23 protein-coding genes and 1 riboswitch are annotated in these 24,337 nt (G+C 69.0%); of the genes, 15 read left to right on the top strand and 8 right to left on the bottom strand.

Annotated elements, in window-relative coordinates; translation table 11 throughout:
• Positions 1-21: 21 nt before the first annotated feature.
• Entirely contained in the window at positions 22-633 is a 612-nt protein-coding gene (locus tag OG921_RS22495) for a heme-copper oxidase subunit III (protein ID WP_266114767.1), read from the bottom strand.
• Positions 634-759: 126 nt separating this feature from the next.
• On the opposite strand from OG921_RS22495, the gene OG921_RS22500 reads away from it, so the two are divergent.
• Together OG921_RS22500 and trpD are read left to right on the top strand one after the other, a co-directional pair.
• Complete coding sequence (locus tag OG921_RS22500) at positions 760-1,224, top strand: hypothetical protein (protein WP_266114768.1); 465 nt, start codon at positions 760-762, stop codon at positions 1,222-1,224.
• An 84-nt stretch (positions 1,225-1,308) separates the two neighbouring features.
• A complete protein-coding gene (gene trpD / locus OG921_RS22505) occupies positions 1,309-2,370 on the top strand; it encodes an anthranilate phosphoribosyltransferase (protein ID WP_266114769.1) in 1,062 nt (353 codons plus the stop codon).
• A 21-nt stretch (positions 2,371-2,391) separates the two neighbouring features.
• Here trpD and OG921_RS22510 read toward each other — a convergent pair whose 3' ends face one another.
• Together OG921_RS22510 and OG921_RS22515 are read right to left on the bottom strand one after the other, a co-directional pair.
• Positions 2,392-2,667, bottom strand: a complete 276-nt coding sequence (locus OG921_RS22510; RefSeq protein ID WP_266114770.1) for an Lrp/AsnC family transcriptional regulator — start codon at positions 2,665-2,667, stop codon at positions 2,392-2,394.
• A 10-nt stretch (positions 2,668-2,677) separates the two neighbouring features.
• Entirely contained in the window at positions 2,678-4,417 is a 1,740-nt protein-coding gene (locus OG921_RS22515) for a DEDD exonuclease domain-containing protein (protein ID WP_266114885.1), read from the bottom strand.
• A 705-nt stretch (positions 4,418-5,122) separates the two neighbouring features.
• Positions 5,123-5,287, top strand: a riboswitch (cyclic di-AMP (ydaO/yuaA leader).
• A gap of 13 nt (positions 5,288-5,300) precedes the next feature.
• Between OG921_RS22515 and OG921_RS22520 the strand changes: the two genes are divergently transcribed.
• From OG921_RS22520 to OG921_RS22565, 10 genes are all read left to right on the top strand, one after another.
• On the top strand, positions 5,301-5,858 hold the full coding sequence (locus tag OG921_RS22520; RefSeq protein ID WP_266114771.1) for a C40 family peptidase: 558 nt from the start codon (positions 5,301-5,303) through the stop codon (positions 5,856-5,858).
• A 102-nt stretch (positions 5,859-5,960) separates the two neighbouring features.
• Positions 5,961-7,013, top strand: coding sequence for a C40 family peptidase (locus tag OG921_RS22525; protein WP_266114772.1), 1,053 nt, complete (start codon positions 5,961-5,963; stop codon positions 7,011-7,013).
• Positions 6,997-8,376: a hypothetical protein gene (locus tag OG921_RS22530; protein ID WP_266114773.1), complete on the top strand. Its 1,380-nt coding sequence runs from the start codon at positions 6,997-6,999 to the stop codon at positions 8,374-8,376. The genes OG921_RS22525 and OG921_RS22530 overlap by 17 nt, the downstream gene beginning before the upstream one ends.
• Before the next feature lie 31 nt (positions 8,377-8,407).
• On the top strand, positions 8,408-9,535 hold the full coding sequence (locus OG921_RS22535) for a glycosyltransferase family 4 protein (RefSeq protein WP_266114774.1): 1,128 nt from the start codon (positions 8,408-8,410) through the stop codon (positions 9,533-9,535).
• Between the two features lie 132 nt (positions 9,536-9,667).
• The gene (locus OG921_RS22540) at positions 9,668-10,042 is read left to right on the top strand and encodes a polyketide cyclase / dehydrase and lipid transport (RefSeq protein WP_266114775.1); all 375 of its coding nucleotides are present in this window, start codon (positions 9,668-9,670) and stop codon (positions 10,040-10,042) included.
• 93 nt (positions 10,043-10,135) lie between these two features.
• Positions 10,136-10,573, top strand: coding sequence for an SRPBCC family protein (locus OG921_RS22545; RefSeq protein WP_266114776.1), 438 nt, complete (start codon positions 10,136-10,138; stop codon positions 10,571-10,573).
• A complete protein-coding gene (locus tag OG921_RS22550) occupies positions 10,570-11,874 on the top strand; it encodes an ArsA family ATPase (protein WP_266114886.1) in 1,305 nt (434 codons plus the stop codon). The genes OG921_RS22545 and OG921_RS22550 overlap by 4 nt, the downstream gene beginning before the upstream one ends.
• Positions 11,871-12,275 (top strand): hypothetical protein, encoded by a 405-nt coding sequence (locus OG921_RS22555; RefSeq protein ID WP_266114777.1) that lies wholly within the window; start codon positions 11,871-11,873, stop codon positions 12,273-12,275. Before OG921_RS22550 ends, OG921_RS22555 begins: the two co-directional genes overlap by 4 nt.
• Positions 12,272-13,276: an ROK family protein gene (locus tag OG921_RS22560; RefSeq protein WP_266114778.1), complete on the top strand. Its 1,005-nt coding sequence runs from the start codon at positions 12,272-12,274 to the stop codon at positions 13,274-13,276. Before OG921_RS22555 ends, OG921_RS22560 begins: the two co-directional genes overlap by 4 nt.
• Positions 13,277-13,443: 167 nt before the next feature.
• A complete protein-coding gene (locus tag OG921_RS22565) occupies positions 13,444-14,181 on the top strand; it encodes a 1-acyl-sn-glycerol-3-phosphate acyltransferase (RefSeq protein ID WP_266114779.1) in 738 nt (245 codons plus the stop codon).
• Positions 14,182-14,190: 9 nt separating this feature from the next.
• Here OG921_RS22565 and OG921_RS22570 read toward each other — a convergent pair whose 3' ends face one another.
• Positions 14,191-15,498 carry a glycosyltransferase 87 family protein gene (locus OG921_RS22570; protein WP_266114780.1) on the bottom strand — a complete coding sequence of 436 codons (1,308 nt, stop codon included), beginning with the start codon at positions 15,496-15,498 and terminating at the stop codon, positions 14,191-14,193.
• 91 nt (positions 15,499-15,589) lie between these two features.
• Between OG921_RS22570 and OG921_RS22575 the strand changes: the two genes are divergently transcribed.
• Positions 15,590-16,084 carry a polyadenylate-specific 3'-exoribonuclease AS gene (locus tag OG921_RS22575; RefSeq protein ID WP_266114781.1) on the top strand — a complete coding sequence of 165 codons (495 nt, stop codon included), beginning with the start codon at positions 15,590-15,592 and terminating at the stop codon, positions 16,082-16,084.
• A 42-nt stretch (positions 16,085-16,126) separates the two neighbouring features.
• Here OG921_RS22575 and OG921_RS22580 read toward each other — a convergent pair whose 3' ends face one another.
• On the bottom strand, positions 16,127-17,575 hold the full coding sequence (locus OG921_RS22580) for a wax ester/triacylglycerol synthase domain-containing protein (RefSeq protein WP_266114782.1): 1,449 nt from the start codon (positions 17,573-17,575) through the stop codon (positions 16,127-16,129).
• Between the two features lie 100 nt (positions 17,576-17,675).
• On the opposite strand from OG921_RS22580, the gene OG921_RS22585 reads away from it, so the two are divergent.
• A complete protein-coding gene (locus tag OG921_RS22585; RefSeq protein ID WP_266114783.1) occupies positions 17,676-19,064 on the top strand; it encodes a class II 3-deoxy-7-phosphoheptulonate synthase in 1,389 nt (462 codons plus the stop codon).
• A gap of 87 nt (positions 19,065-19,151) precedes the next feature.
• Here OG921_RS22585 and pknB read toward each other — a convergent pair whose 3' ends face one another.
• Positions 19,152-21,170, bottom strand: coding sequence for a Stk1 family PASTA domain-containing Ser/Thr kinase (pknB, locus tag OG921_RS22590; protein ID WP_266114784.1), 2,019 nt, complete (start codon positions 21,168-21,170; stop codon positions 19,152-19,154).
• Positions 21,171-21,317: 147 nt separating this feature from the next.
• Between pknB and OG921_RS22595 the strand changes: the two genes are divergently transcribed.
• Positions 21,318-21,686 carry an Rv2175c family DNA-binding protein gene (locus tag OG921_RS22595; protein ID WP_266114785.1) on the top strand — a complete coding sequence of 123 codons (369 nt, stop codon included), beginning with the start codon at positions 21,318-21,320 and terminating at the stop codon, positions 21,684-21,686.
• A 40-nt stretch (positions 21,687-21,726) separates the two neighbouring features.
• Here the strand turns inward: OG921_RS22595 and OG921_RS22600 are convergent, their stop codons facing one another.
• Both OG921_RS22600 and OG921_RS22605 read right to left on the bottom strand, forming a co-directional pair.
• On the bottom strand, positions 21,727-22,671 hold the full coding sequence (locus OG921_RS22600; RefSeq protein ID WP_266114786.1) for a phytoene/squalene synthase family protein: 945 nt from the start codon (positions 22,669-22,671) through the stop codon (positions 21,727-21,729).
• Positions 22,664-24,298: an alpha-(1->6)-mannopyranosyltransferase A gene (locus OG921_RS22605; protein WP_266114787.1), complete on the bottom strand. Its 1,635-nt coding sequence runs from the start codon at positions 24,296-24,298 to the stop codon at positions 22,664-22,666. The genes OG921_RS22600 and OG921_RS22605 overlap by 8 nt, the downstream gene beginning before the upstream one ends.
• Positions 24,299-24,337: the final 39 nt, after the last annotated feature.

A 24,337-nucleotide genomic window follows, 5' to 3' on the forward strand; every position in this document is an offset into this window, starting at 1 on the left:
GATCTGGGACCAACCGTGGGGCTAGCGGACGAAGTAGATCGTTCCGAACAGGGCGATCCACACGATGTCGACGAAGTGCCAGTAGTACGAGACGACGATCGCCGCGGTGGCCTGTGCCGGAGTGAACTTGCTGAGCTTGGTGCGCACGAGCAGGAAGATGAAGGCGATCAGACCGCCGATGACGTGCAGGCCGTGGAACCCGGTGGTGATGTAGAACACCGAGCCGTACACACTGCTCGAGATCGAGGTGCCCTCGTGCACGAGGTTCTTGTACTCGTAGCCCTGACCGGCCACGAACATCGCGCCCATGATGAGGGTGATCACGTACCAGCGGCGCAGGCCGAAGACATCACCCTTCTCGGCGGCGAACACACCCATCTGGCAGGTGAACGAGGAGGCGATCAGCACGGCCGTCACGGGCACCGCGAGCTTCATGTTCAGCTCGGTCGGCTCCGGCGGCCAATTGCCGTCCGCCTGGGCGCGAGCGGTGAAGTACATCGCGAACAAACCCGCGAAGAACATCAGCTCGCTCGACAGCCAGACGATGGTCCCGACACTGACCATGTTGGGTCGGTTCAGCGAGTGCACGCGCTGGGTGATTGCCGATCCTGGAGTCCCTACTGCCGTCGTCACACGGAAAGTATGACCCGTCGTAGTACCGAAGGCGAAGCCGGGTGCGAAAGTCGCTGTCGGGTGTCGTGTCTCGCGGCAATTGTGGCCGGTCACGGGCCCGTGGTTTCGGCGTGCGAGGCTCAGGTGATGACGGGTCAACGAAGGGGAGCGGCGAAAGGTTCCGCACCCGGGTGGCTCGGTCGGCTGCTGCGTCGCAAGCGGACCGAAGTTCCACTCGATCCGGACCGCGGCGACCTGGTTGTGGTGGTCGATTGCACCGAGGATGCGGAGGCTTGTTCGACCGCCCTTGAGCGGGGCGCGGACGGCGCTCCGGCGTGGCGCCCGGACGAGCAGGCGGTGCTGCGGCATCACCTGCGTGTGCCCGCCGGCGCGGTCGACACCGTGACCGCGATTGCCGGCCAGGACGGCTACCTGGCCAGGATCATCACCGCAGACCAGGATCCGGTGCAGGTCGACCTCTACCGCGTGCAGCTGCTCGACGCGCTGCATTGCAGCCAGGAGCGCTCGCGGATGGCGGGTCTGGCGCAGCGCCACGGCGGCGATGTCACTGGGTGGGATGCGCTGCAGCCCGGCTCCGGCGCAGCCGGATGAGAACGGCACCAATCCGGCACAGCCGGGCGCAGATCGTGCTGGCTAAGCTGCACGGGTGATCAGGGCGGACATCGAGGCGAACCGATGAACACGACACCGGACGGGACCGAGCGCACCTGGCCGCAGGTGCTCGGCGCACTTGCCGACCGGCACGACCTCGCCGCCGCCGACACCGCCTGGGCGATGGACGAGATCATGTCCGACAACGCCACGTCGGCGCAGATCGCCGCATTCGGCGTCGCGCTGAAGATGAAGGGGCCGACCTCCGAGGAGTTGACCGGTCTCGCGGCGTCGATGCTGGCGCACGGCGTGCGGGTCGATCTGTCCATCCCTGCTGTCGACATCGTCGGGACCGGCGGCGACCGCTCCGGGACCGTCAATATCTCCACGATGTCGTCCATCGTCGTTGCTGCGGCAGGGGTGCCGGTGGTCAAACACGGCAACCGGGCGGCCTCGTCGAAGAGCGGCGGTGCCGACGTCCTGGAGGCGCTCGGCGTGCACCTCGGTCTCGGGCCGTTGTCGGTCGCGAGATGCGTCCGCGAGGTCGGCATCGGATTTTGCTTCGCCCCGGTGTTCCATCCGGCGTTCCGGTTCACCGCGGGGCCGCGCAAGGAAATCGGTATTCCGACCGCTTTCAACGTGCTCGGGCCGCTGACCAACCCGGCTCAGCCCGGCGCCGGCCTCGTCGGCTGTGCGTTCGCCGACCTCGCGCCCGTGATTGCGGGCGTGCTGGCCAAGCGCGGCAGCAATGCGCTCGTCGTGCGCGGTAACGACGGGCTGGACGAGATCACCACCTCGTCGACCACCGAGATGCACGTCGTCGCGGGTGGGCAGGTCCGGCACGTCACTCTCGACCCGGTAGAGCTGGGGATCGAGCGCGCGCCACTCGACGCGCTGCGCGGTGGTGACGCCAAGTTCAATGCCGAGGTGGCCCATGCGTTGTTCGCCGGTCGGCGTGACGCGGTGCGCGATGCCGTCCTGCTCAACTCGGCGGCGGCGCTGGTCGCGTTCGACGGCCCGGGCGCGGATCTGCTGGACGCGTTCGCGGCCGGTATCGAACGGGCGGCGACCGTCATCGACAACGGTGCCGCGGCGGCGCTGCTGACCACTTGGGCGGCCCTCACCGCGCAACTCGGTCCCGAATAAACAGGGTCCGGTCGACGCGGGCTATTCGCCGATCGAGAACGCATCCTCCACGTCCGCACGCGAATACGTCTTGAACGCGATGTGCGTGGTCGTGGTGCGTACCCCCGCCACCTTGTTGATCCGGCCGGTCACCACGCCGGCGATCTCCTCGTGGTCGCGGCACCGCACGATTGCCACCAGGTCGACGTCGCCCGCGCAGGAATAGACCTCGCTGACCCCTGGCGTGTCCGCAACAGCCTGTGCGGTTTCCGGGATGAGGTTGGCCTCGGCGTCGATCAGGACGATGGCGGTGATCATGTCGATCAGCCTATTGGTCCCACCCGAAGCGGCGCTCGGATTGGGCCGCATCCTCGGCCAGCCCGGACCATTCCAGCCAGCGGCCCGCGCCATAAGCCGGTTCGCGGTAACCCTCGGTGGTGGTGACGATGCGGGTGCCGGAGCCTTCGAGCCAGCGGGCGATGAGCGCGACTTCTTCGGGCGCCGCCCCGCGCAGCGGAGTCTCGTCCGGCATCACCGTCTCTGCTGCGGCGATCAGCGCCTCGACCACCGGCATCGGTGCGGCACCGCGCGGTGACCTACCCGCCGATGCCAGCCGGCCGTGCCTGATGACGGCGAATTCCCAACCGCCCTCGAATGCCGGGCGGGCGGCGACGAGTTGCTCGACCGTCGCGAGCGCGGCAAGCCGCTGAACCCTGCGCAGCGCGCGGATCAGCGCTGCCGCGCGATCGCGAAGCCGTGCGGCACTCTCGAACAACTCGTCCGCGGCTAGGCGCTCGATATGGTCGTGCAACTCGGCTATCCGGTCATCGGCACCGCCCGTCATCAGCGCCCGAACTGCTTCTGGGGCGCTTCGATAGGTCTCGGCATCGAGCGCGGCGCCCGGTCGACTCGCCGGACAGCCGCCCACCGGGACCGCCGGACAGTCGTGCCGGCCGTCGTGGGCGATGCGGCGCGAACAGGTCCGTAACGCGCAGTACTCCGCGATCGTGTCGGCGACGGCCGCTGCGTCGGCGCGCGACCCGAACGGGCCGAGCGCGTCGCTGCCCGCGGTCCGCGTGATCGAGAGCCGGGGAAACGCCTCGGCGGTGAGCGAAATCCACCAGGCCCGCTTGGGGAACTTGGACCGCCGGTTGTAGGGCGGTGCGTGCGCGACGAGCAGCCGCAGTTCACGCACGCCTGCCTCCAGCGCATGCGCGCACTCGACGTGGTCGATGCGGGTGGCGAGGGCGACCATCTCCTTCATCCGGCCGCGCGTCTCCGACCCGGTGAAGTAGTTGCGCACCCGGCGTTGCAGGTTCACCGCGGTGCCGATGTAGAGGACCTCGTCCGACGGCCCACGAAACAGATAGACGCCCGGCGTGCGGGGCAGATTCCCCGCCAGGAACCGCTTTGCCCGCTGTCCGGCGGAGACGTGGGGCAGGTAGTCGATCAGTTCGGTGTAGCTGTGCACACCCTGGTTGCCGACCCGCCCGATCAACTCGTGCAGCACCTCGACGGTCGCGCGGGCATCGTCGAGTGCGCGGTGGGTCGGCTGGTTGTCCACGCGAAAAAGCGACGCAAGCGCGGACAACCGGACCGACGGTGCCTCCTCGCGGGTCAGTACCCGGCGGGCGAGTTTGACCGTGCACAGCACCCTGGGCTTGGGCCAGGTGAGGTCGGCGCGCTCGGCGGCGGCCCGCAGAAAGCTCATGTCGAATCCCGCGTTGTGCGCGACCAGCACACAGTCGCGGGAGAACTCGAGGAAGCTCGGCAGCACCTGCTCGATGCGCGGGGCGCCGACCACCATTGCCGTGGTGATTCCGGTCAGCTCGACGACGTAGGTGGGGATGCTGCGGCCCGGATCGACGAGGGTGGCGAGTTCGCCGAGCACCTCACCGCCACGAACCTTCACTGCCCCGATCTCGGTGATCGCGTCTTCTGCAGCGCTGCCGCCGGTCGTTTCCAGGTCCACGACCACGAACGTGGTGTCGCGCAGCGAGACGTCGAGTTCGTCGAAACTCAGTTGCTGCCCGGCCGCGGTCCTGGTGGCCGAGCGACGCACCGTCATCGAGGTGGCTTGTTGCGGCCGAATCGGCATCGACCGGGATGCCCGCGGATCGAGCGGCAGCGGCATCGGCAAGGTCACGGGCGTCAGCGTAGGAGCGGGGTCCGACACCGCGGGGCCGACACGCGCCGGGGGCGCGCGGCTTCCACCGCGACGTCGCGGGTACGCGCGGCTCCGCCGCGACGACGCACGCCCGACGAGGGCGTTTCGTCCGGCATGTCGGTGGCCGGGGTTAGCGTGCGCGCGAACGCGACAGGCCGATTTCGGGGCGCTTTTCCACCGCGCCCCGCCGAGCGAGACGGGGATCACAGTGATTGTCGATTGCAATGAGTGCACGGTGCGCGGGCAGGCGTGCGCCGACTGCGTCGTCACGGTTTTGCTCGGCTTGCCGGCGCCACCCTTGCGGCGTCCGGGCGGTGCTGCGTCGGTTGCCGCGCCTATCCGCTTCGAGCAGGCCGAATGCGAGGCGCTCGACGTTTTGGCGGGCGAGGGTTTGGTGCCCCGGCTGCGGCTCGTCACGGCGCGGATCCCATGTGCCGAGCCGAAAGGTAACGAAGAAGTCTCGGAGCGTGGCCTATCCCACACCGAGTAAGGGCGCCGGCTAGTCACATGCCGGTGATTCGCGCAACCGATTGGTTCTACTCGATATCGCTTCGTAATCTTTTCGAGACCTTCGCGGAGGTTGTTCGCGCCAGCCGGCGCGGCGCCGCAAGGTCACCGCCTAATTGTGGCAAGCGATCCATTGGATTGCGCCACAAGCCGGGGACCCACATTCCCTGGGGTGAATCCCGCTGCCGAGTTGCGCGGCGGGTAGGGCCATCTTCCCGGCCCGAACCCGACAGCTAACTCGGTCGGCGGGCAGTGGAAGAAACGGAGTACCCCTGTCGTGGCCACCCTCGAATCCAAGCGTTCCGTCCGTCGTGCCGCCGTCACCGGCGCCCTGGTGCTCGGTGCGATTGTCGCGCCCGCGGCCCCGGCGCTCGCCGCTCCGGTGTCCGTGCCCGGCGTCGGCACCTTCGACATCCCCGAAATCCCCGGTGTCGCACTGCCGCCGTTGCCGGGTGCGCCCGCCGCGCCGGCACCGGCGCCTGCGCCGCAGCTGACCGCGGGTGACCGCGCCTTGCAGGCCGCCGAGTCCAAGATCGGCGCGCCCTACGTCTATGGTGCGGCCGGCCCCAACTCGTTCGACTGCTCGGGCCTCGTGCAGTGGGCCTACTCGCAGGCCGGCGTCAACGTGCCGCGCACCAGCGAGGCGCAGCTCGGCGCAGGCACACCCGTCGCGATCTCCGACCTGCGTCCCGGTGACCTCGTGTCGTTCTACGGCGGCGGCCACTCCGGCCTGTACGCGGGCAACGGCAATGTCGTGCACGCGTCCACCTCGGGCCAGCCGGTGAAGGTTGCGGCGCTGTCGTCGATGCCGGTCTCGGGCGCCCGCCGCTACTGAGTTCGACCGACGGTCCGGAGTGGACACGAAAGGTTGCCATTCCGTAATCTTTCCGAGATCAATCGGAGTCCGGAATCGATGACGAACGGAAGTGCGACTCGCGTGGCCCCTCACCGCATCCGTCGGCCGGTGGTCGGCATCCTCGCGACGGGGCTGCTCGGACTGGGTCTCGCGATCGGCCCGAGTTCGGCCGGAGCAGACCCCGTTGCGATCGGCAGCCCGAGCGAGGCGATGCAGCAGCTGTCCGATCTGTCGCGCCAGTCCGAGCAGACCAACGAGGCCGTACACCAGGTGCAGGCCGACCTCGACGGCAAGATGGCCGCCTTGCAGGCCGCACAGGACCAGCAGGCGCGCGACCAGGCCGCGCTGACCGAGGCCAAGTCGCGGATTGCCGGGTTGCAGCCGATGATCGACCGGGCCGCCGCAGCGTCCTACCGTGGTGCGCGCACCAACCCGCTGGTGTCGGTGCTGATGAGCGATTCGCCGCAACAGGTGCTCGACCAGATGTCGGCCATCGACGTGATCTCCTCCGAGACCGGGGCAGAAACCACCGAATACAAAAACGCGATTGCCGCCGCCGCGGCCGCCGAGGACGCCTCGCGCAAATCGGCGGAGGTGGCGGGCAAGACGGCCGATCAGGCGCGCACCGACCGTGACACCCTCGCGGGCAAGCGCTCCTCGCTCGACGTCGAGATCGGCCGCGTCACCGAGGCGTGGGCGAAGATGTCCGGCCCCGAGCAGGCCGCGTACGCCGCGCAGGGCGTGCTGTCCGGCTTCAGCGTCGAAACGCTGTTGCGCGGACTCACGCCCGGCAGCAATACCGGTGCACTGCAGGCCGCGCTCACCAGGGTCGGCGCTCCCTACGTCTGGGGCGCCACCGGCCCCGACTCGTTCGACTGCTCGGGTCTGGTCGTCTGGGCGTACAAGCAGATCGGCAAGCCGCTACCGCGCACCAGCCAGGCGCAAGCCAGCGCCGGTACCCCGGTCGGCCGCGACGAACTGCAGCCCGGCGACATCGTGACCTTCTACTCCGACGCCTCACACGTCGGCATCTACGCCGGAAACGGACTGGTACTGCACGCCTCGACCTTCGGTGTGCCGGTCGGTGTCTCGCCCATGTCGCAGATGCCGTTCCACGATGCCCGCCGCGTCTGAGGCGGACTCCACCGACCGGCGAACCGGATCGAGGGGCCTCTCCGGCCGTGAATCGATTCTGCTCGCCGGCCTCGTCCTCGTGCTCGCGGCAATCCTCGTGATCATTGCCGTCGCGGTGCCGGATTCGCGATCCGCCGAGACGTCCGGTGCGAGGGACGCAACATCGGCCACCCCGGATCCCTACCTGGCGCAGCGGCGGCAGGGCGTGCAACGACTGCTCGACGGCTGGGCGGCCGCACTGCGCAGCGGCGATCCCGCCGCGCTCGACACCCTGTTCGACCCGCGTGCCGACCCGGTCTTCCGCGCCGCCGAACACGACCGTGCCGCGAACCTGCGCGACGTGCCGCTGGCCGATTGGGGTTTCGAGATCGGCGACGATCCCGAAACGCCCGTTCCCGCCGACGTTTTCACCGCACTCGACGCCTCCGATGCCTGGTACCCCACGGTGTGGCTGCGCTACGCGGTCGACGGCCCCGATGCGACATCGACGCGCAAACCGGTGTCGCTGACCGTGGCCAGACACGGCGACGACTGGTATCTGGTCTCGGATGCGCCGGTCGCCGGCCGCTCCACCTGGCGCGGCCCGTGGGACTTCGGACCGTTGATCGGCCGCCGCGTGCCCGGACCGGACGGCCGGGCGTCGGTGGTGCTCGGTCATCCTGACCAGACCGCGGAGGTCGTCGCCCTCGCTGCGGAGGTCGACGATGCCGAAGCCGCGGTGAGCGCAGTGTGGGGCCCGGACTGGGCCCGCGCTGTGCTCGTCGAAGCAGCAGGCGACCAGGCCGAGTTCGCCGCCCTGGCCGGCGCCAATCGCGATGCGTCCCAGGTCGCCGCGGTCACCGTGGCCGACGCCACGGACCGCGAGCACGACACGGCGACCGGGCAGCGCATCATCTTCAGCCCGGACGCGGCGGACGGGCTCACCGACGAGACCCGCCGTTCGGTGCTGCGGCACGAACTCACCCACGTCGCCGCCCGCGCGAGCACGCTGGACGGCTCACCGATGTGGATCACCGAAGGCTTCGCCGACTATGTCGGCCACCGCGGGTCCGATCAGGGGTTCGACCGGATCGCACCCACGCTGGCCGCCGCCGCGCGTTCCGGTGACCTGCCGGCCGCGCTGCCCGCCGACGCGGATTTCGCCGGGGCACGGGCGGTCCTGGCCTACGAGTGGGCGTGGTCGGTGAACGCCTTCGTCGCCGACGAATTCGGCGAACCGGCGCTGACCGCGCTGTACCGGGCGCTCTCGGACGGCCCGGCCGATCCGGAGCAGATCGATGCCGCGACGCGCGACGTGCTCGGTGTCGGCGCCGGCGAGCTGATCGATCGGTGGCGCGCATGGGTGACCCGACAGGTGAGCTGAACCAAACGTCCGATCGCCTACGGTGTCCCACATGCCGCGGACGCTGCTGGTGACCAACGACTTCCCGCCCCGCCCCGGCGGCATCCAGTCCTATCTGCATGCCTTGGCCACCCGGTTGCCCGCCGACGAACTGGTCGTCTACGCGCCCCGCTGGCGTGGGGACAGCCACCGTCGATTCGACGCCAAGCAACCGTTCGAGGTGGTCCGCCATCCCACGACCCTGATGCTGCCGACGCCGCTGGTCGCCCGGCGTGCAGCCAAGCTGATTGCCGAACGCGAATGCGACACCGTCTGGTTCGGTGCCGCCGCGCCGCTGGCCCTGCTGTCGCCGGTGCTGCGGTCGGCAGGAGTGCGGCGCATTGTGGCCAGCACACACGGTCACGAGGTGGGCTGGTCGATGCTGCCGGGTGCGCGGCAGTCGCTAAGGGTGATCGGGGACCACACCGACGTCGTCACTTACGTCAGCCGCTACACCCGCGGCCGGTTCGCGGCGGCGTTCGGTCCGCGGGCGGCGCTCGAGCACGTGCCCCCCGGCGTCGATACCGGCGCCTTCCGCCCGGACCCGGGCGCCAGGTCGGAGTTGCGGGCCCGTTACCGGCTCGGCGACCGGCCCACCGTGCTGTGCCTGTCCCGGCTGGTACCTCGCAAGGGCCAGGACGCGTTGATCCGAGCGCTGCCCGCCATCCGCTCCCGTATCGACGGCGCCGTCCTGGTCATCGTCGGTGGCGGGCCCTACGAACAGGCACTACATCGCCTCGCGCAGCGCTGCGGGGTTGCCGACCACGTCGTGTTCACCGGCGGCGTGCCCGGCGCGGAGCTGGCTGCGCATCACACCATCGGCGACGTCTTCGCGATGCCGTGCCGCACGCGCGGGGCAGGCCTGGACGTCGAGGGCCTCGGCATCGTTTTCCTGGAGGCGTCCGCGGCCGGGGTTCCGGTCGTCGCGGGCACCTCCGGCGGTGCCCCGGAGACGGTAATCGAGGGCAAAACCGGGCACGTCGTGGACGGCCGGTCCACCGATTCGATCGCCGCGGCCATAGCGGGCCTGCTCGCCGACCCCGACCGTGCCGCCGCGATGGGCGCGGCCGGGCGGGCCTGGGTCGAGCGGGACTGGCGTTGGGACAGCCTGGCCGGCCGGTTGCAGCGGCTGTTGCACTGAGCCGGAGGGCGGCTGTTGCACTGAGCCGGAGGGCGGCTGTTGCACTGAGCCGGACCACGGCTGTGGTGCACTGCCACCGGATTGCGGCAGCCGCGCTACAAGCGCGCCGACCATGCCATTAGGCTCCCAGTGGTGAGCAGCATTCAGGTTGCCGACCAGACCTTCGTCGCGGGCGCGCCCGAGCGCGTCGCCGAGGCGATCGCGTCGCCGTCGAAATGGCGCGCGTGGTGGCCGGGTCTGCGCCTCGAGGTGCGAGAAGACCGCGCCGAGAAGGGAATTCGGTGGTCGGTGGCGGGCACGTTGACCGGCACCATGGAGGTCTGGCTCGAGCCGTCGCTCGATGGCGTAATCCTGCACTATTTCCTGCACGCGGACCCTTCCCCGGATCGGCAGGTGCGCGATCTCGCGGCGGCCAACCGGGAGTGGCGGGTGGCAGGAAAACGCATGTCGTTCGAGGTGAAAGGACGCATCGAAGCGGGCCGCGCCGCCGGCGAGCCCGCCGCCTGACGGGCTCGGGGCGGTGCTGCCTCTCGACGCGCCGAACCCGATCGTGTGTGATAGGCAATCGGACCGCCGCCTGGGAAAGGAATCGTTGCCCGAATGGCCGACAAGACCAAGAGATCGATCGACATCGACGCGCCGTCGGACAAGGTTATGGACGTCATCGCCGACCTTGCCGCGTACCCGGATTGGGTGTCGGCCGCACAATCTGTCGAGGTGCTCGAGTCCTTCCCGGACGGTCGCCCATCCAAGGCGAAGTTCGTCCTCGATGCGGGAATGCTCAAGGACACCTACGATTTGCAGTACGAGTGGGCGCCGGACGGCAAGTCCGTTCGGTGGCATCTGATCGCCGGTGGCCTGCAGAAGGCCCAGGACGGTGAGTACACCCTGGTCGACACCCCCAGCGGGGGCACCTCGGTGACCTATGAACTCACTGTCGACGTGAACATCCCGATGATCGGCATGTTCAAGCGCAAAGCCGAGAAGATGATCACCGATGCCGCCCTGAAGGAACTCAAGAAACGGGTCGAGGGCTGAGCGTAGGAAACGGGCACGCACCCGGCCGAAGGACGGCGGACACGACGAGCACGGTTGAGTTCTTCGTCGGCAAAGGCGGCGTGGGAAAGACGACGCTCGCCTGTGCCGCCGCGATCGGACATGCCCAGCGCGGCAGGCGGGTGCTGGTCGCTTCCATCGACCAGGCTCACTCGGTGGCCGACGCCTTCGGGATCACGATCGCGCGGATGCCCGGCACGACTGCCGGCATTCATCGAGTAACCGAACGGCTCGACGCCGTGGAGATCGACTCGCTCGCGCTGCTCGAACAACGCTTCCGGGACACGACCCGGCTCATCGCCGCGGGCGGCAGGCACGAGCACGGTTTCGACCTCACCGCGCTCGACCCAGCCGAGCTCACCGGTCTACCCGGTGTGCAGGAGTTGCTCGCGCTCGCCGAGGTCGTCGAACTCGCAGGCAGCGACGAGTGGGACATCGTGATCGTGGATTGCGGTGCGACGGCCGATCTGCAGCGCACGATCGCGGCCCCGGCGACGCTGCTAGGCTACCTGGAACGGATCTGGCCGCAACACGAACGCGTCGGCGCGGCGATCGGTCCTGACCTGCGACTCGCGGTCGTGGTGGCGACCCTGGAACGCGCCGTGGAGGCGGTGACCGCGATTCGTGATCTGCTCGCCGACCGGGAGCGGACCACCGCGCGGCTGGTCACCGTGCCGGAGCGGGTCGCGTTGGCCGAGGCTGCCAGGACCCGTTCGGCGATGGCGTTGTTGAACATGCGCCTCGACGGCGTGATCGTGAACAAGGTTCTCGATCAACTCGATTCGGCCTCGCGCGCGCCCGCAGACCCGGTCGTGCGCTGGTACCGCGAGCGCCGCGCCGGACAACTCGACATCATCGCCGAACTCGAACGGGTCATGGCCGACGTGCCGATCGTCGTCGCGGCGCACACCGGAACGGAGCCGGTAGGGTTGGCGCCGCTCGGGGCACTGGCCGGCACCGTTTGCGAAGAACGGGTCGGCGTCGACGGTGGAGTGGCCAATGGCGCGCCGTCGACGGTGCGATTGGAATCGGGGGCCGGGGTGGATTCCATCTACGCCATGCGGATGCATCTGCCGCTCGTCGATCCCGCAAGCCTGAGCCTGGGGCGAGCGGAGGACGACTTGATCGTGGGCGCGGACGGTGTGCGGCAGCGGGTGCGGCTGGCATCGGTGCTGCGGCGATGTGAGGTGGACAGCGCGGAACTCGACGGTCACAGCCTCGTCGTGCGGTTCCGGCCGAACCCGGCGGTGTGGCCGCAGCACAGCGACGGGACGCCCCTGTGACGGATTCGCACAGTGACCTCGCCGAAGAACTCCGGCTGCTCGTGGACACCGTGCTGGCACGGATGGAGCCGGCGTTGCGACGTGCCGCCACCGGCGAAGATCAGCAGGAGTGGGCGAGTTGCTCGTGGTGCCCCTTGTGCGCCGCGGTCGCGCTCGTCCGCGGCGAGCATCACGAGGTGGTGGCCACCCTCGCCGAGCACGGGACCGCGATGGTGACGGTGCTGCGCGAAGCGCTCGCCGGGATGCCGGTCGACCCGATCTGGCCGCCCGGCCACGAACACAGCACGGACGGACCCGCCGGCGATCGGCGCCCTGCCGACCCCGATTCGGGTGGACGCGGATCCGCCGAGGTCGCCGATTCCAAGCAGTACAAGCCGATACCCGTCACGATCAAGACATGAGGACTTCCGCCGACGGCACCGGGCGTAGGCCCGCCGACGGCGCCGTGCGCGCGGCCACCGTCGGCATCGACATCGGCGGCACGAGCGTGCGCGCGTCGGTAGTGGACGCGTCCGGTCAGGTCATCGATACCACCCAGGCGCCGACCCCGCACTCGGCGCGCGCGCTCGAGGACGGGCTCGAGCATGCGGTGCGCGAACTGGGCGGCCGGCACCGGATCGGCGCGGTCGGCCTCGCGGTCGCCGGGTTCATCACCGACGATCGCACCACCGTGCGGTTCGCGCCGCACTTGCCGTGGGTCGATGCCCCGGTCGCCCACGACCTCGGCAAGCGACTCGGCCTGCCGGTGCTGCTCGAACACGACGCGAACGCCGCGATGTGGGCCGAGCACCGATTCGGTTCCGCGGCCGGTGGGCACAACGCGGTGATGCTGGCGATCGGAACCGGGATCGGGGCGGCGCTGCTGGTCGACGGCGTGCTGTACCGCGGCAGTCACGGTGTGGCACCAGAACTCGGGCATATCCAGGTGGTGCCCGACGGGCGGGCCTGTCCGTGCGGCAAGCGCGGCTGCTGGGAGCGGTACTGCAGCGGAACCGCGCTGGCCGAGACGGCGATCGAACTGCTCGCCGCGGACCCGTCGCGGTCAACCATCTTGGCGCGCGAGGAGTTTCGCGATCCGGGCTCGTTGACCGGGCGCCGGGTGGCCGCCGCCGCGCAGGATGGCGACCGGATCGCACAGCGGGCGATGGCCGAGTTCGCCCGCTGGCTCGGCATCGGCCTCGCGATGGTTGGTGACATCTACGATCCCGACCTCGTGGTGATCGCGGGCGGGGTGAGCACGTCGGCGCCGTTGTTTCTCGACGAGGCGCGCGAGAACTACGCCGGGTTGGTCACCGGAGCAGGGCACCGGCCGCTGGCCCGCATTCGCACCACCCAACTCGGGGAGGCCGCCGCGATGATCGGCGCCGCCGAACTCGCCCGCGCCGCGTACTCCGTCGCCTGAGCGGAACCTCTCCCGCGGAGGCAGCCGAGTGTGAGATTTCCCTGGACGAGTGACCGTTGTGTGGCTGGTACCACTGTTGCTCGGTAGAGTCTTGACCATCCTCGTTCTGCCCGATCGGGCTCGCACGAGCGGAGCCTGCGCAGCGATATCAAGTCGGAAAGGACGCCATGTTCTATTGGTTGCTCAAGTTCGTGTTCGTGGGACCGTTCATCTCGTTCTACAACCGGCCGAGCATCGAGGGACTCGAAAACGTCCCCGCCGATGGACCGGCGATCCTCGCGGGTAATCACCTCTCGATCGCGGACTGGCTCTTCACGCCGCTCATGGTGCCGCGGCGCGTCACCTATCTGGCGAAGAGCGAATACTTCACCACCCCCGGGTTCAAGGGCTGGCTGCAGAAGATGTTCTACAGCGGTGCCGGCCAGGTGCCGATCGACCGCAGCGGCGCCTCGGCCGCCGATAATGCGCTGACCACCGCGAGCCGTCTGCTCGACGAGGGCAAGCTCGTCGGGCTGTACCCGGAGGGCACCCGCTCGCCGGACGGACGGCTCTACAAGGGCAAGACCGGGATGGCCCGGATCGCATTGCAGACCGGTGTGCCGGTGATCCCGGTGGCCGTGATCGGCACCGACCAGGTCAGCCCGCCCGGGCCGTTCAAGTGGCGTAGGCACAAGATCGTCGTCCGGATCGGTGCGCCGATCGACTTCTCCCGCTACGAGGGCATGGGCGGCAACCGGTTCGTCGAGCGCGCGGTCACCGACGAGGTCATGTACACACTTATGCAGATGTCGGGCCAGGAGTACGTCGATGTCTACGCGGCATCGATGAAAAAGGGGTACGTGCCGAGAGACGCCGTGGACAAGGCCGCGACCGCAGACCGCATCCCGGACACCCGCGCCAGCTGACGCCGGAATTTACACCGCAGCGGCGGCGCGCGCCTCGTCGGCGGCCACGTCCGCGACGGACCGCTGCACCGGCAGCACCGCGATGAGGACCAGCGTCCCCAGGCCCCACCACACATAGGACGACGCCAACAGCTGGTCGGTGATCGGCCAGCCGAGTCCGTCGTAGCGGCCGGACGACAGGCGCCAATGCGGCGCGAAGTGGAACATCACCGCGCCGAGCACCGCCCAGCCGCCGAGCAGCACGCTGCGCCGTCGGTGGGCGAGGACGACCATGGTCAGCAGCAGTGGGATCGCCCAGACCCAGTGGTGCGACCAGGACACGGGAGAGACGAGTAGCCCGGCCAATGCGTTCGCGCACAACGCCAGGGCGGGTTCGTCCGCCTTCAGCGCGCGGCGCATCGCCACGATCGTGACCGCCAGCACGAGCACCGAGGCCAGCAGCCACAACGGGGTGCGCAGATCCTCGACGCCGAGCCGGGCGAGGAATCCGGTGATGCTCTGATTGGCCGGATAGGCCGGACGGCCGATCCGATTCGAGTCCGGCAGGATCTCGGTCCAGTACTTCGTCGCATCGCCGAACGCGAGCACGAACCCGATCGCAGTGAACGCCGCGAAGCTGATCGCGGATACGACGATCGCGCGGAAGTCCTTGCGCAGCAGCAGATACAGCACGAACACCGCCGGGGTCAGCTTGAACGCGGCGACGAAACCGATCAGTATGCCGCGCGGCCACGGGGTGCGCTTGGGCAGGCAGTCGGCCAGCACCAGCGCCATCAGCACGAGGTTGACCTGCCCGTAGTTGAAGGTCGAGAAGACCGGTTCGGACAGCATCGCCAGACCGAGCGCCAGCCCGCCGCCCCACAGCAGGGTGGTGGGCATACCGATCCCGTGCGAGCGCAGCGTCAGCGCGATCGCGGCGAACAGCGCCACGACCGATACCACCGTCATCACGATGCTCGCCTGCGCGAGGCTGACCCACGACATCGGCCCGAACGAGATGGCCGCGATGGGCGGGTAGGTGAACGGGAGCGGGTTGCCGATCTGCGTCGGTGGCAGCTGCCCGTAGACCTCCGCCCCCTTCGCGAACGCCGTGCCGCCGAGCCGGTACACGTCGAGATCGATGCGGTACGAGCTGCCGAACGAGCGGCCCAGCCACGGCAGGCCGACCAGGTTGTAGACGATGCCTACCACCGCGCCCACGATTCCGACGACGGCGAGGCCGGTCAGCAGAACCCGGTTCCAGCCACCGCCGGCGGTCGGCGCGGCCGTCTCGTCGGGTCCCTGGGCGGGCGCCGGTCCGGTCATCGAATCGATCACGACTTCCTCTTGCTGTACTGGGTTGGGGTCGAGGTGCGTCGCGCGCAGGTCGCTGCACCTCGACTGGTCAGGTTGGCATAGGGTCCCGTGCGTGCGCTACTTCTATGACTGCGAGTTCATCGAGGATGGTCGCACAATCGACCTGGTATCGATCGGTGTCGCCGCCGAGGACGGCCGAGAGTTTTACGCCATCTCCACCGAATTCGACCCGGACCGGGCGGGTCCGTGGGTGCGCCGCAATGTGCTGCCGAAGCTCCCGTCGACGGGATCGAGCGCATGGCGCAACCGGGAGCGGATCCGCGACGACCTCTATGCGTTTCTCGTGCCGCGCCCGACCGTCGTGCCCGAATTGTGGGCCTGGGTCGCCGCCTACGATCACGTCGCGTTGTGCCAGCTCTGGGGCGATATGACGGCGCTGCCCAACGCGCTGCCCCGTTTCACTCGGGAGCTCAAGCAGCACTGGGAGGATCACGGCCGTCCCGACTTGCCGCCGATACCGGACGATTCGCACGACGCGCTCGCCGACGCGCGGCACAACCTGGCCAAGTTCGAGGCGATCGAGGTCGCTCGCCGGCGGCAGCCCTGACGAGCCGCGCACCCGTCGGAACCCGCACACCCGCCGAAACCCTCACACCCGCTGAAACATGGGCTCGGCGTCGGGTACCAAAGCGAGGACCTCGCCGAACCCGTCCACCACACAGTCGAAGAACAGCTCCGGCTCGGTAATCGCCGCGGCGTCGTGGTTGATGCCGAGGCAGCCGGTCGAGCCGTGCGTGAGCATGGTGGCCATGACCGCGCAGCCGGGCAGCGGACCGAACGGATAGCTACGCTGCACCTTCGCACCCGCCATGTAGGTGTCATGACGCAGCCCGGGCACGTTGCTGGCCTGCACGTCGTTGACGGAGGTGGTCTTGCCTGCGAAACCGAGCAACTCCGACGGAAGCCAGGCCAGCACCGGGCCCACCGCCTCGAGAAGACCGGCCGCGGGCTCGGTGCGAGCCAGCCGCACCTGCGCGCCGATATTGTGCATCCGTTCGACGGGATCGACGATCGAGAGCGGCGCGGCCACCCGGCCGACGGTGATTTTGTTGCCGCCGGCGGCGTCGCCTTCGGTGCGCAGCGAGATCGGCAGCGCGAACGGCATCACGTCGATGGGGTGGCCGAGCTTCTCGTGATAGAGCCGCATCGCTCCGATGAGTCCGGCGAGGTAGGCGTCGTTGAACGACGCATTGGCGACCTTGCTGGCAGCGCGGAGGTCGACGAACCGAACGTCGTAGGTGCTCAGCCGCCAGGACAGGCTGCGGTGGGCGAGCAGCGGCGAGCCGGGCGGGCTCGCTATGCCGGAGACTCGCCGTGCCGACAGCCCGAAATCGATCGCCCGCCGCAGGGATCCGATCGGGTCGGTGATCGAACGTGCACCGTCCCGGAGTGCGCCGAGCACCGTCGGCACTCGGTGCATCGAGGAGGTGATCTGGTTTCCGATCACCTCGGCTGGACCAGGATGTTCGGGCCTAGCCGGGAGCGGCTGCGGTTTCCCCGGCTGGTGCTCGCGGGTGGTGGAACGCAGCAGGTTCATTCCGAGCATCGCACTCAAACCGTCGGCAACCGCGTGATGCACCTTGACCACGAACGCGGCCATGCCGTCCGGAAGCCCTTCGAACAGGTAGGCCTCCCAGGGCGGGCGGGCCCGGTCCAGTGGTGTCATCGCGATCGCCTCGACCGCCCGGAGTAGATCGCTCCACGTGCCTTCGCCGGGTACCGCGGCTCGGCGCACGTGGTAGTGCAGGTCGAAATCGGCGTCGACGGCCCAGGTCGGGACGCCGATTCCGAGCGGCGAGTCGACCACACGCTCGCGCATGCGCGGCAGCATCCGGCTCGCCCAGTCGATCGCCGCCACGAGACGGTCCCAATCAGGCACACAGTCGTAGAGTTCGACGCCGAAAACGGGCGCCCGGAACCGGCGATCATCATCGGCGCGCCACATGATCGCGTCCGCGGGGCTCATCACTTTGCTTGTCGCCCAGTCCAGCGGCCGGTCGGCCGGCTGGCGGGCGATATTGGTGCGGTTGTCGGTCATCGGTTGACTCCTGGCCAGTGTGGGCGGTGTCGAAGAATTCATCCCTGGGTGTAATGATCCCGCCACCCTGTTCCGGTCGGCGGGCGAATACCCTGTAAGGGTGAACTGGACTGTCGACGTTCCGATCGACCGCTTGCCCGAACTGCCGCCGCTGCCTGCCGAGCTACGCAACAAGCTCGACGCGGCGCTGGCCCGCCCGGCCGCTCAGCAGCCGTCGTGGCCGGAGGGACAGGCGGCCGCCATGCGCACCGTCCTCGAGAGCGTGCCGCCGATATGCGTGCCCGCCGAGGTCGAAGAACTGCAGGGACTGCTCGCCGAGGTGGCCCGCGGGGAGGCGTTCCTGCTGCAGGGCGGCGACTGTGCCGAAACCTTCGCGGACAACACCGAGCCGCACATCCGCGGCAACATCCGCACCCTGCTGCAGATGGCTGTCGTGCTGACCTACGGCGCGAGCCTCCCGGTGGTGAAGGTCGCCCGAATCGCCGGGCAGTACGCCAAGCCTCGCTCGTCGAACATCGATGCGCTCGGCCTGCAGTCCTATCGCGGCGACATGGTGAACTCGCTGGTGGCCGACGAATCGGTGCGCCAGCACGACCCGTCCCGGCTGGTGCGTGCCTACGCCAACGCCAGCGCGGCGATGAACCTCGTGCGCGCGCTCACCGGCGCAGGCATGGCCGACCTGCACAAGGTGCACGACTGGAACCGCGAGTTCGTCGCGAACTCGCCCGCCGGCGCCCGCTACGAAGCTCTGGCCGAGGAGATCGATCGCGGCCTGCGGTTCATGAACGCGTGTCGGGTGACCGACCCGAACCTGCAGTCGGCCAAGATCTTCGCCAGCCATGAGTCGCTCGTGCTCGACTACGAACGCGCGATGCTGCGGCTGTCCGAGGACGAGCAGGGCAACCCGGTTCTGTACGACCTGTCCGCGCACTTCCTCTGGATCGGCGAGCGCACCCGCCAGCTCGACGGCGCGCACGTCGCGTTCGCGGAGTTGCTGGCCAACCCGATCGGTCTCAAGATCGGCCCGACGACCACGCCCGAGCAGGCGGTGGAGTACGTCGAGCGGCTCGACCCGACCAACAAGCCGGGCCGGTTGACCATCGTGTCCCGGATGGGCAACACCAAGGTGCGCGACGTGCTGCCGGCGATCATCGAGAAGGTGCAGGCCACCGGCCACCAGGTGATCTGGCAGTGCGACCCCATGCACGGCAACACCCACGAGGCGTCCACCGGTTTCAAGACCCGCCACTTCGACCGCATCGTGGATGAGGTGCAGGGCTTCTTCGAGGTGCACCACGCGCTGGGTACCCATCCGGGCGGTATCCACATCGAGCTGACCGGTGAAGACGTCACCGAATGCCTCGGCGGCGCGCAGGACATCTCCGATCTGGATTTGTCCGGTCGCTACGAGACTGCCTGCGATCCGCGGCTCAACACTCAGCAGTCGCTGGAGCTGGCGTTCCTGGTCGCGGAGATGCTGCGAGAGTAAGTATTCGGTAACAGTGCCTGGTGTCACCATCCAGGACTTGATTGGGATTTTGGGGCAACTACGGGGCCCTCGATCCGGGTTGTGGGATCACGGCAGCGAGATGATCGTGATCTTGCTACCCGGCTCGACGCGCGAACCCGAACCCGGGTTCTGCGTGATCACCACCGAGTTATCGGTCTTGGCGACCTGCCGCACCTGCACGCGCAGGCCGAGCTGCTCCAGCTCGGAACGCGCCGATCCCACCGACGATCCGACGACACCGGGAACCTTTACCGCGTTCGAGACGATCAGCACCACGCTGTCCCCGCCGTCGAGCGTGGACCCGGCGGCGGGATCGGTGCCGATCACGTTTCCCTCGTCGACGTCCGCGTCGAACCGTGTACGTGTCTCGCGCACCGTTACGCCGAGGTCGGCGAGCGCGGCTGTGGCGTCGGCGACCGTGCGGCCTTTCAGGTCGGGGATCGGCGCGGGTGGCGCGCCCTTGCTGCGAAGCACCTTCACCTGCGCATCGACCGCGACGGAGGTGCCCGGCGTCGGGTCGAGCGCGGCCACCGTGCCGCGCGCCGCCGTCCGGCTGTAGGTCTCGCCGCCGTCGACCGGCTTCAGCCCAGCTGCCCGGATACGTTCGAACACGTCGTCCGTCGCATCGCCGGGGGTGAACGCGGGCACCGCGGGCCGGCCGAGTGACACGAGCACGGTCACCGTGCTGTTCTTCGGGATCCTCGACCCCACCGGAGGATCGGTTCCGAGCACCGCGTCGACCGGCACGGTGTCCGAGTGTTGGCCGCTGATCTTGGTGGACAGGCCGGCGTTCTCGATGGCCGTGACCGCGCCACCACGGTCGAGTCCGTCGATGGGCGGGATGGCGGTGTAGCGACCCGATCCGAGCCACCAGCCGCCCACGCCTACCAGCAACGCGAGCGCGAGCACGATCAGCAACCAGACGATGGTCGTGCGTCGGGATCGGCGCCGGTCGTTCTGCAGGTCCGGGAACCGCGGGTGCCGCGGGTCGCGGTCCGGTTCGTGTTCCGGCGCCGTGTCGGGACGCGGCGTCACCGTCGTCACGACCTTGGTTTGGTGCGGCGGAGCGGCCGGTGGCTGGGCATGGGGGTGGGCCTGTGGCTGGGCAAGCACGGTGGTCGCGGCCGCCGTGCGCGCGGCGGTGGGTGCGCGAGTGGTCGGCGCATCGGGCGGTGCGGCCCGGAAACCTGCGCTGGCATGTTGGGCCGACCGACGGGGTGCGGGCACACGGTACGGTGGAAGTTCGAGTTCGACTGCGGCAGATCGCAATTCGGCTGCCATTGCACCCGCGTTCGGGAATCGCCGGCTCGCATCGTGCTCGGTCGCTGCGAGCACGAGATCGTCGAACTGCTCCGGCACGCCGTCGATGAGTTCGCTCGGCCGCGGCACTTCGTTGTCGATGCGCTGATAGGCAACCGAGAGCGAGTTGTCGCCGGTGAACGGCACCCGGCCGGTAAGCATCTCGAACAGCATGACGCCCATCGCATATACGTCGCTGCGGGCGTCCGCCGTTCCGCTGGTGACCTGTTCGGGGGACAGGTACGCGGCGGTACCGAGAATCACGCTGCTCGACGTCGTGTTCGAGGCGGCGACGGCGCGCACGAGACCGAAATCGGCGAGCTTCACCTCGCCGGAATCGGAGATGAGCACGTTCTCCGGCTTGATATCGCGGTGCACAAGGCCCGCCGCATGCGCGACACCGAGCGCATCGAGCACCGGTTCGGCCACCGCGCGGGCCGCGTGCGGCGGCATCGGGCCGCGCTCGCGCAACAGCTCGCGTAGCGTCCCGCCCTCGACGAGTTCCATCACCAGAAACGCCAGTTCGCCATCGACGCCCTGGTCGTACACCGCGACCAGTCCGGGGTGCTTGAGTCGCGCGACCGCGCGCGCCTCGAACTCGAACCGGGCCAGAAACTGCGGATCGGCGGCGAACTTGGGATCCATCACCTTCACCGCTACCGGGCGGTCGAGACGCACGTCGAGGCCGCGGTAGACCATCGACATCCCGCCCCGGGCGATCGGGGCGTCGAGCCGGTAGCGCCGCTCGAGCAGTTGGCCCAACAGCTGGTCACGCCCGCCACGCATCGCTTTGCCCCCTCTCGTCTCGGCACCGACGGGTCGGTCGGTGATTCGCCGTGGTTACACGATGGTAGCCAGGACCAGCGCGAAGTCCGGTATCGCGACATGGCCTCGGGTACAGATCCGATGCGGCGAGCCGATAACGTTAACCGGGTGAGTTCCATCCCCTATTGCGATGATGTCCTGTCCGCCGATGTCTCGCTGCTGCAGCTTCCCGATGTCGCCAAACAGTTGGGTCTCGTCGTTACGCGAGTACACCAGATGCTGCGCGACCATCAACTGATCGCCGTCAAGCGGGACGGCTACGTCGGAGTGCCGGAGGACTTCTTCGGTTCCGACGGGCAGGTTCTCAAGTTCTTGCCCAGTCTGCTCTCGGTGATGCGCGACGGCGGCTACACCGAGCCGGAGATTCTGCGCTGGATGTTCACCGAAGACGAGAGCCTGCCGGGTACCCCGGCGGCCGCGTTGCACGGGGATCAGGCCCGCGAGGTCATTCGCCGCGCACAGGCGATGGCCTTCTGACCCGCACCGCGGGGATGGCCTTCCGACCCGGCGGGGCGGTTCACACCGCGTGCCGCAGTACTCCCTTGCCGAGCTCGGTGACCGCGACCGCAAGCCGCCGTCCGCGCGGCACCACGGCGCGGGTTTGCAGCACCGCGAAGTCGTCGTGCTCGATCCGGTCGAGGATCTCGCCGTAGAGGGTGAACGCGGCACTGATCCCTGGGCGTACGCGCGGTTCCAGCATCGCGATACCGGGTCGCGCACGCCGATAGATCGACCGGTTCAGCGCGGCTAGATGCGCCAATGCGGCGCGGACCCGGCGGTCCGAGGTTCCGGTGCGCCTGCAGTAGGCGAGCAGTTCGTCGTCGACGCCGAACGCGGCGAGCTGATCGGAGGGCAGATACACCCGATCCCGGTCGAGATCCTCGCCGACATCGCGAATGAAGTTCGTCAGCTGGAACGCCTCGCCGAGCGCGGCGGCCGGTTCGGCCGCTTCCTCGACCGGCACCACGGTCCCGAGCACCGGCAGCAGTTGCAGGCCGATGACCGCTGCCGAACCGTAGATGTAGCGGCCCAACTCGGCCATGTCGGCGAAGCGGTTGCGGAACAGCGGGGTACCCGGGACGTCCATGCGCATCGAGTCGAGGAACGCCCAGAAGTACTCGCGCGGGATTTCGTAGGAGCGCACGGTGTCCTCGAACGCCGCGAAGACCGGGTCCCACGCCGGGGTCAACTCGTCGGGTGTGCCGGTGCCGCGCAGCCGCCGTTCGATCCGGTCGAGGTCGCGCGCCTGGTCCGACCAGGGTCGACGGGCCCCGGCGTCGATATCGACGACGTCGTCGACCGCGCGCGCGAAGGCGTACAACGCGTGCACGGCGGGGCGGCGCTGGGCAGGGAGTAGCCGGGTGGCGAGGAAGTAGGTTCGTCCGTGCCGTGCGGCGATGCCGCGGCAGATCCGGTACGCCGCGGCGAGATCGGTGAATTCGGCCATGACCGGCTCAGTCATGATCGCCGGCCACCGCGGACTGCGACGATCGATCGGCGGCCGCGGCGGGCGGTGGCGGGGCCTGCGGACGCGTCGCCCGCAGCCGGAGGGGATCGACGGTGCGCAGCGAGAGCGCCGCAACGACAGCCGCGAACGTCGCCAGGGCAACGTGCAGCGGGTTGTAGAGTCCGATCGAGCCGTCCGGCTGGAACACGAGCATCAGCCAGGTGGACACCCCGACCAGGGTCATCAGCGTCGGGGTGGACAGGGCGAAGCCGGCGCCGAGGGCGAGTGGCCACGAGTAGTACCAAGGCAGCGCGGCGGGCGACAGCACCACAATGGCGCAGAAGGCGATCAAGATCCCGAGCACGGCCTCGCGTTCGGTGCGGCGGAACCGCCACCACGCCCAGGCCAGCACGCCGAGCAGGGCGATGCCGCACAACATCCGGGTGACGTCGAGGACAGGTCCGAGCGCGAGCGGGGTGAACCAGGTGACAATGTGCGCGAGGATCGTCGGCAGCGACAGCCAGTTGATGATCTTCGCCGAGCCGGACAGCGCCGTCAGCCAGCCGATGCCGACGCCGGCGATCACCGAGGCCACGACAAACACCGCGGCGAAGACGGCGACACCCAGCGCGGCGGTGCGCGCGAACAACGCGACCGGATGTGGGAGCGGCCCCTCGCCACGTTCGGCTCGCCGCTCGCGTTCGTGCTGCATCCAGATCCATACGATGAACGGCAACGCGATTCCGGCGGTCGCCTTGATCGCGACACCGATCGCGACGAGTCCGATACCGGCGACATGATGCCGCTCCAGGACGAGCGCGATGCCTGCGGCCATCAGACCGACCATCAGCATCTCGTTGTGCACGCCGCCGATGAGGTGGATCAGCACCAGCGGATTGAGCACTGCCAGCCACAGCGCGACCGCCGGTTTGCCACCGAGGTGGCGGGCCAGATGCGGAACCGCCCACATCATCAGAGCCAGGCCGGGCAGCATCGTCAGGCGCAACAGCAATGTGCCACCGATCACGCTGTCGCCGGTGATCGAGGTGATCGCGCGGCCCAGCAGCAGGAAGACCGGGCCGTAGGGGGCCGTCGTCGTGGTCCAGACATTGCTGACGTTGTCCAGCAGAATGCCGGGGTTGGCGACCGGTCCCACCGCGTACGGGTCGAAGCCGTCGCGCAGCAGTGCGCCCTGCGCCAGATAGGAGTAGGCGTCGCGGCTGAACATCGGCACCGCGAAGAGCAGCGGGAACAGCCAGATACCGACGATGGCGCGTAGTTCGTTGAGGGTGACGCCGCCGGCGATGGTGGTCCGGCCCAGCCGCACCCAGGCGGCGATCATGAGCAGTACGCCGACCCAGACCATCAGCGACGACAGCACCAACCCGTGGCCGAAGCGCAGCCAGGACAGGTGCGCGGCCTCGAGTACCGGGTCGCGACGGCGCACGCTGCCCGCGCCGAAGCCGCCGAACGTGATCATCATCGCGCCGAACAGGCCGAGCACGGCGTGGTGTCCCTCGGGACTCCGGACGAAATCGGCGACGGTACCCAGCCGGGACCGGAATCGGCCGGCCGACTTGATCGGCTCCGCGGCGCGCCCGTTGGAGGCGCTGGTTTCCGACGTCGTCGACGAGAGGGACATAGCGCTGCTTGCCTCCCGACGTCGTTTGGGCGAGGCCGG

This window comes from Aldersonia sp. NBC_00410 (assembly GCF_026342035.1).
Classification (GTDB): Bacteria; Actinomycetota; Actinomycetes; order Mycobacteriales; family Mycobacteriaceae; genus Aldersonia.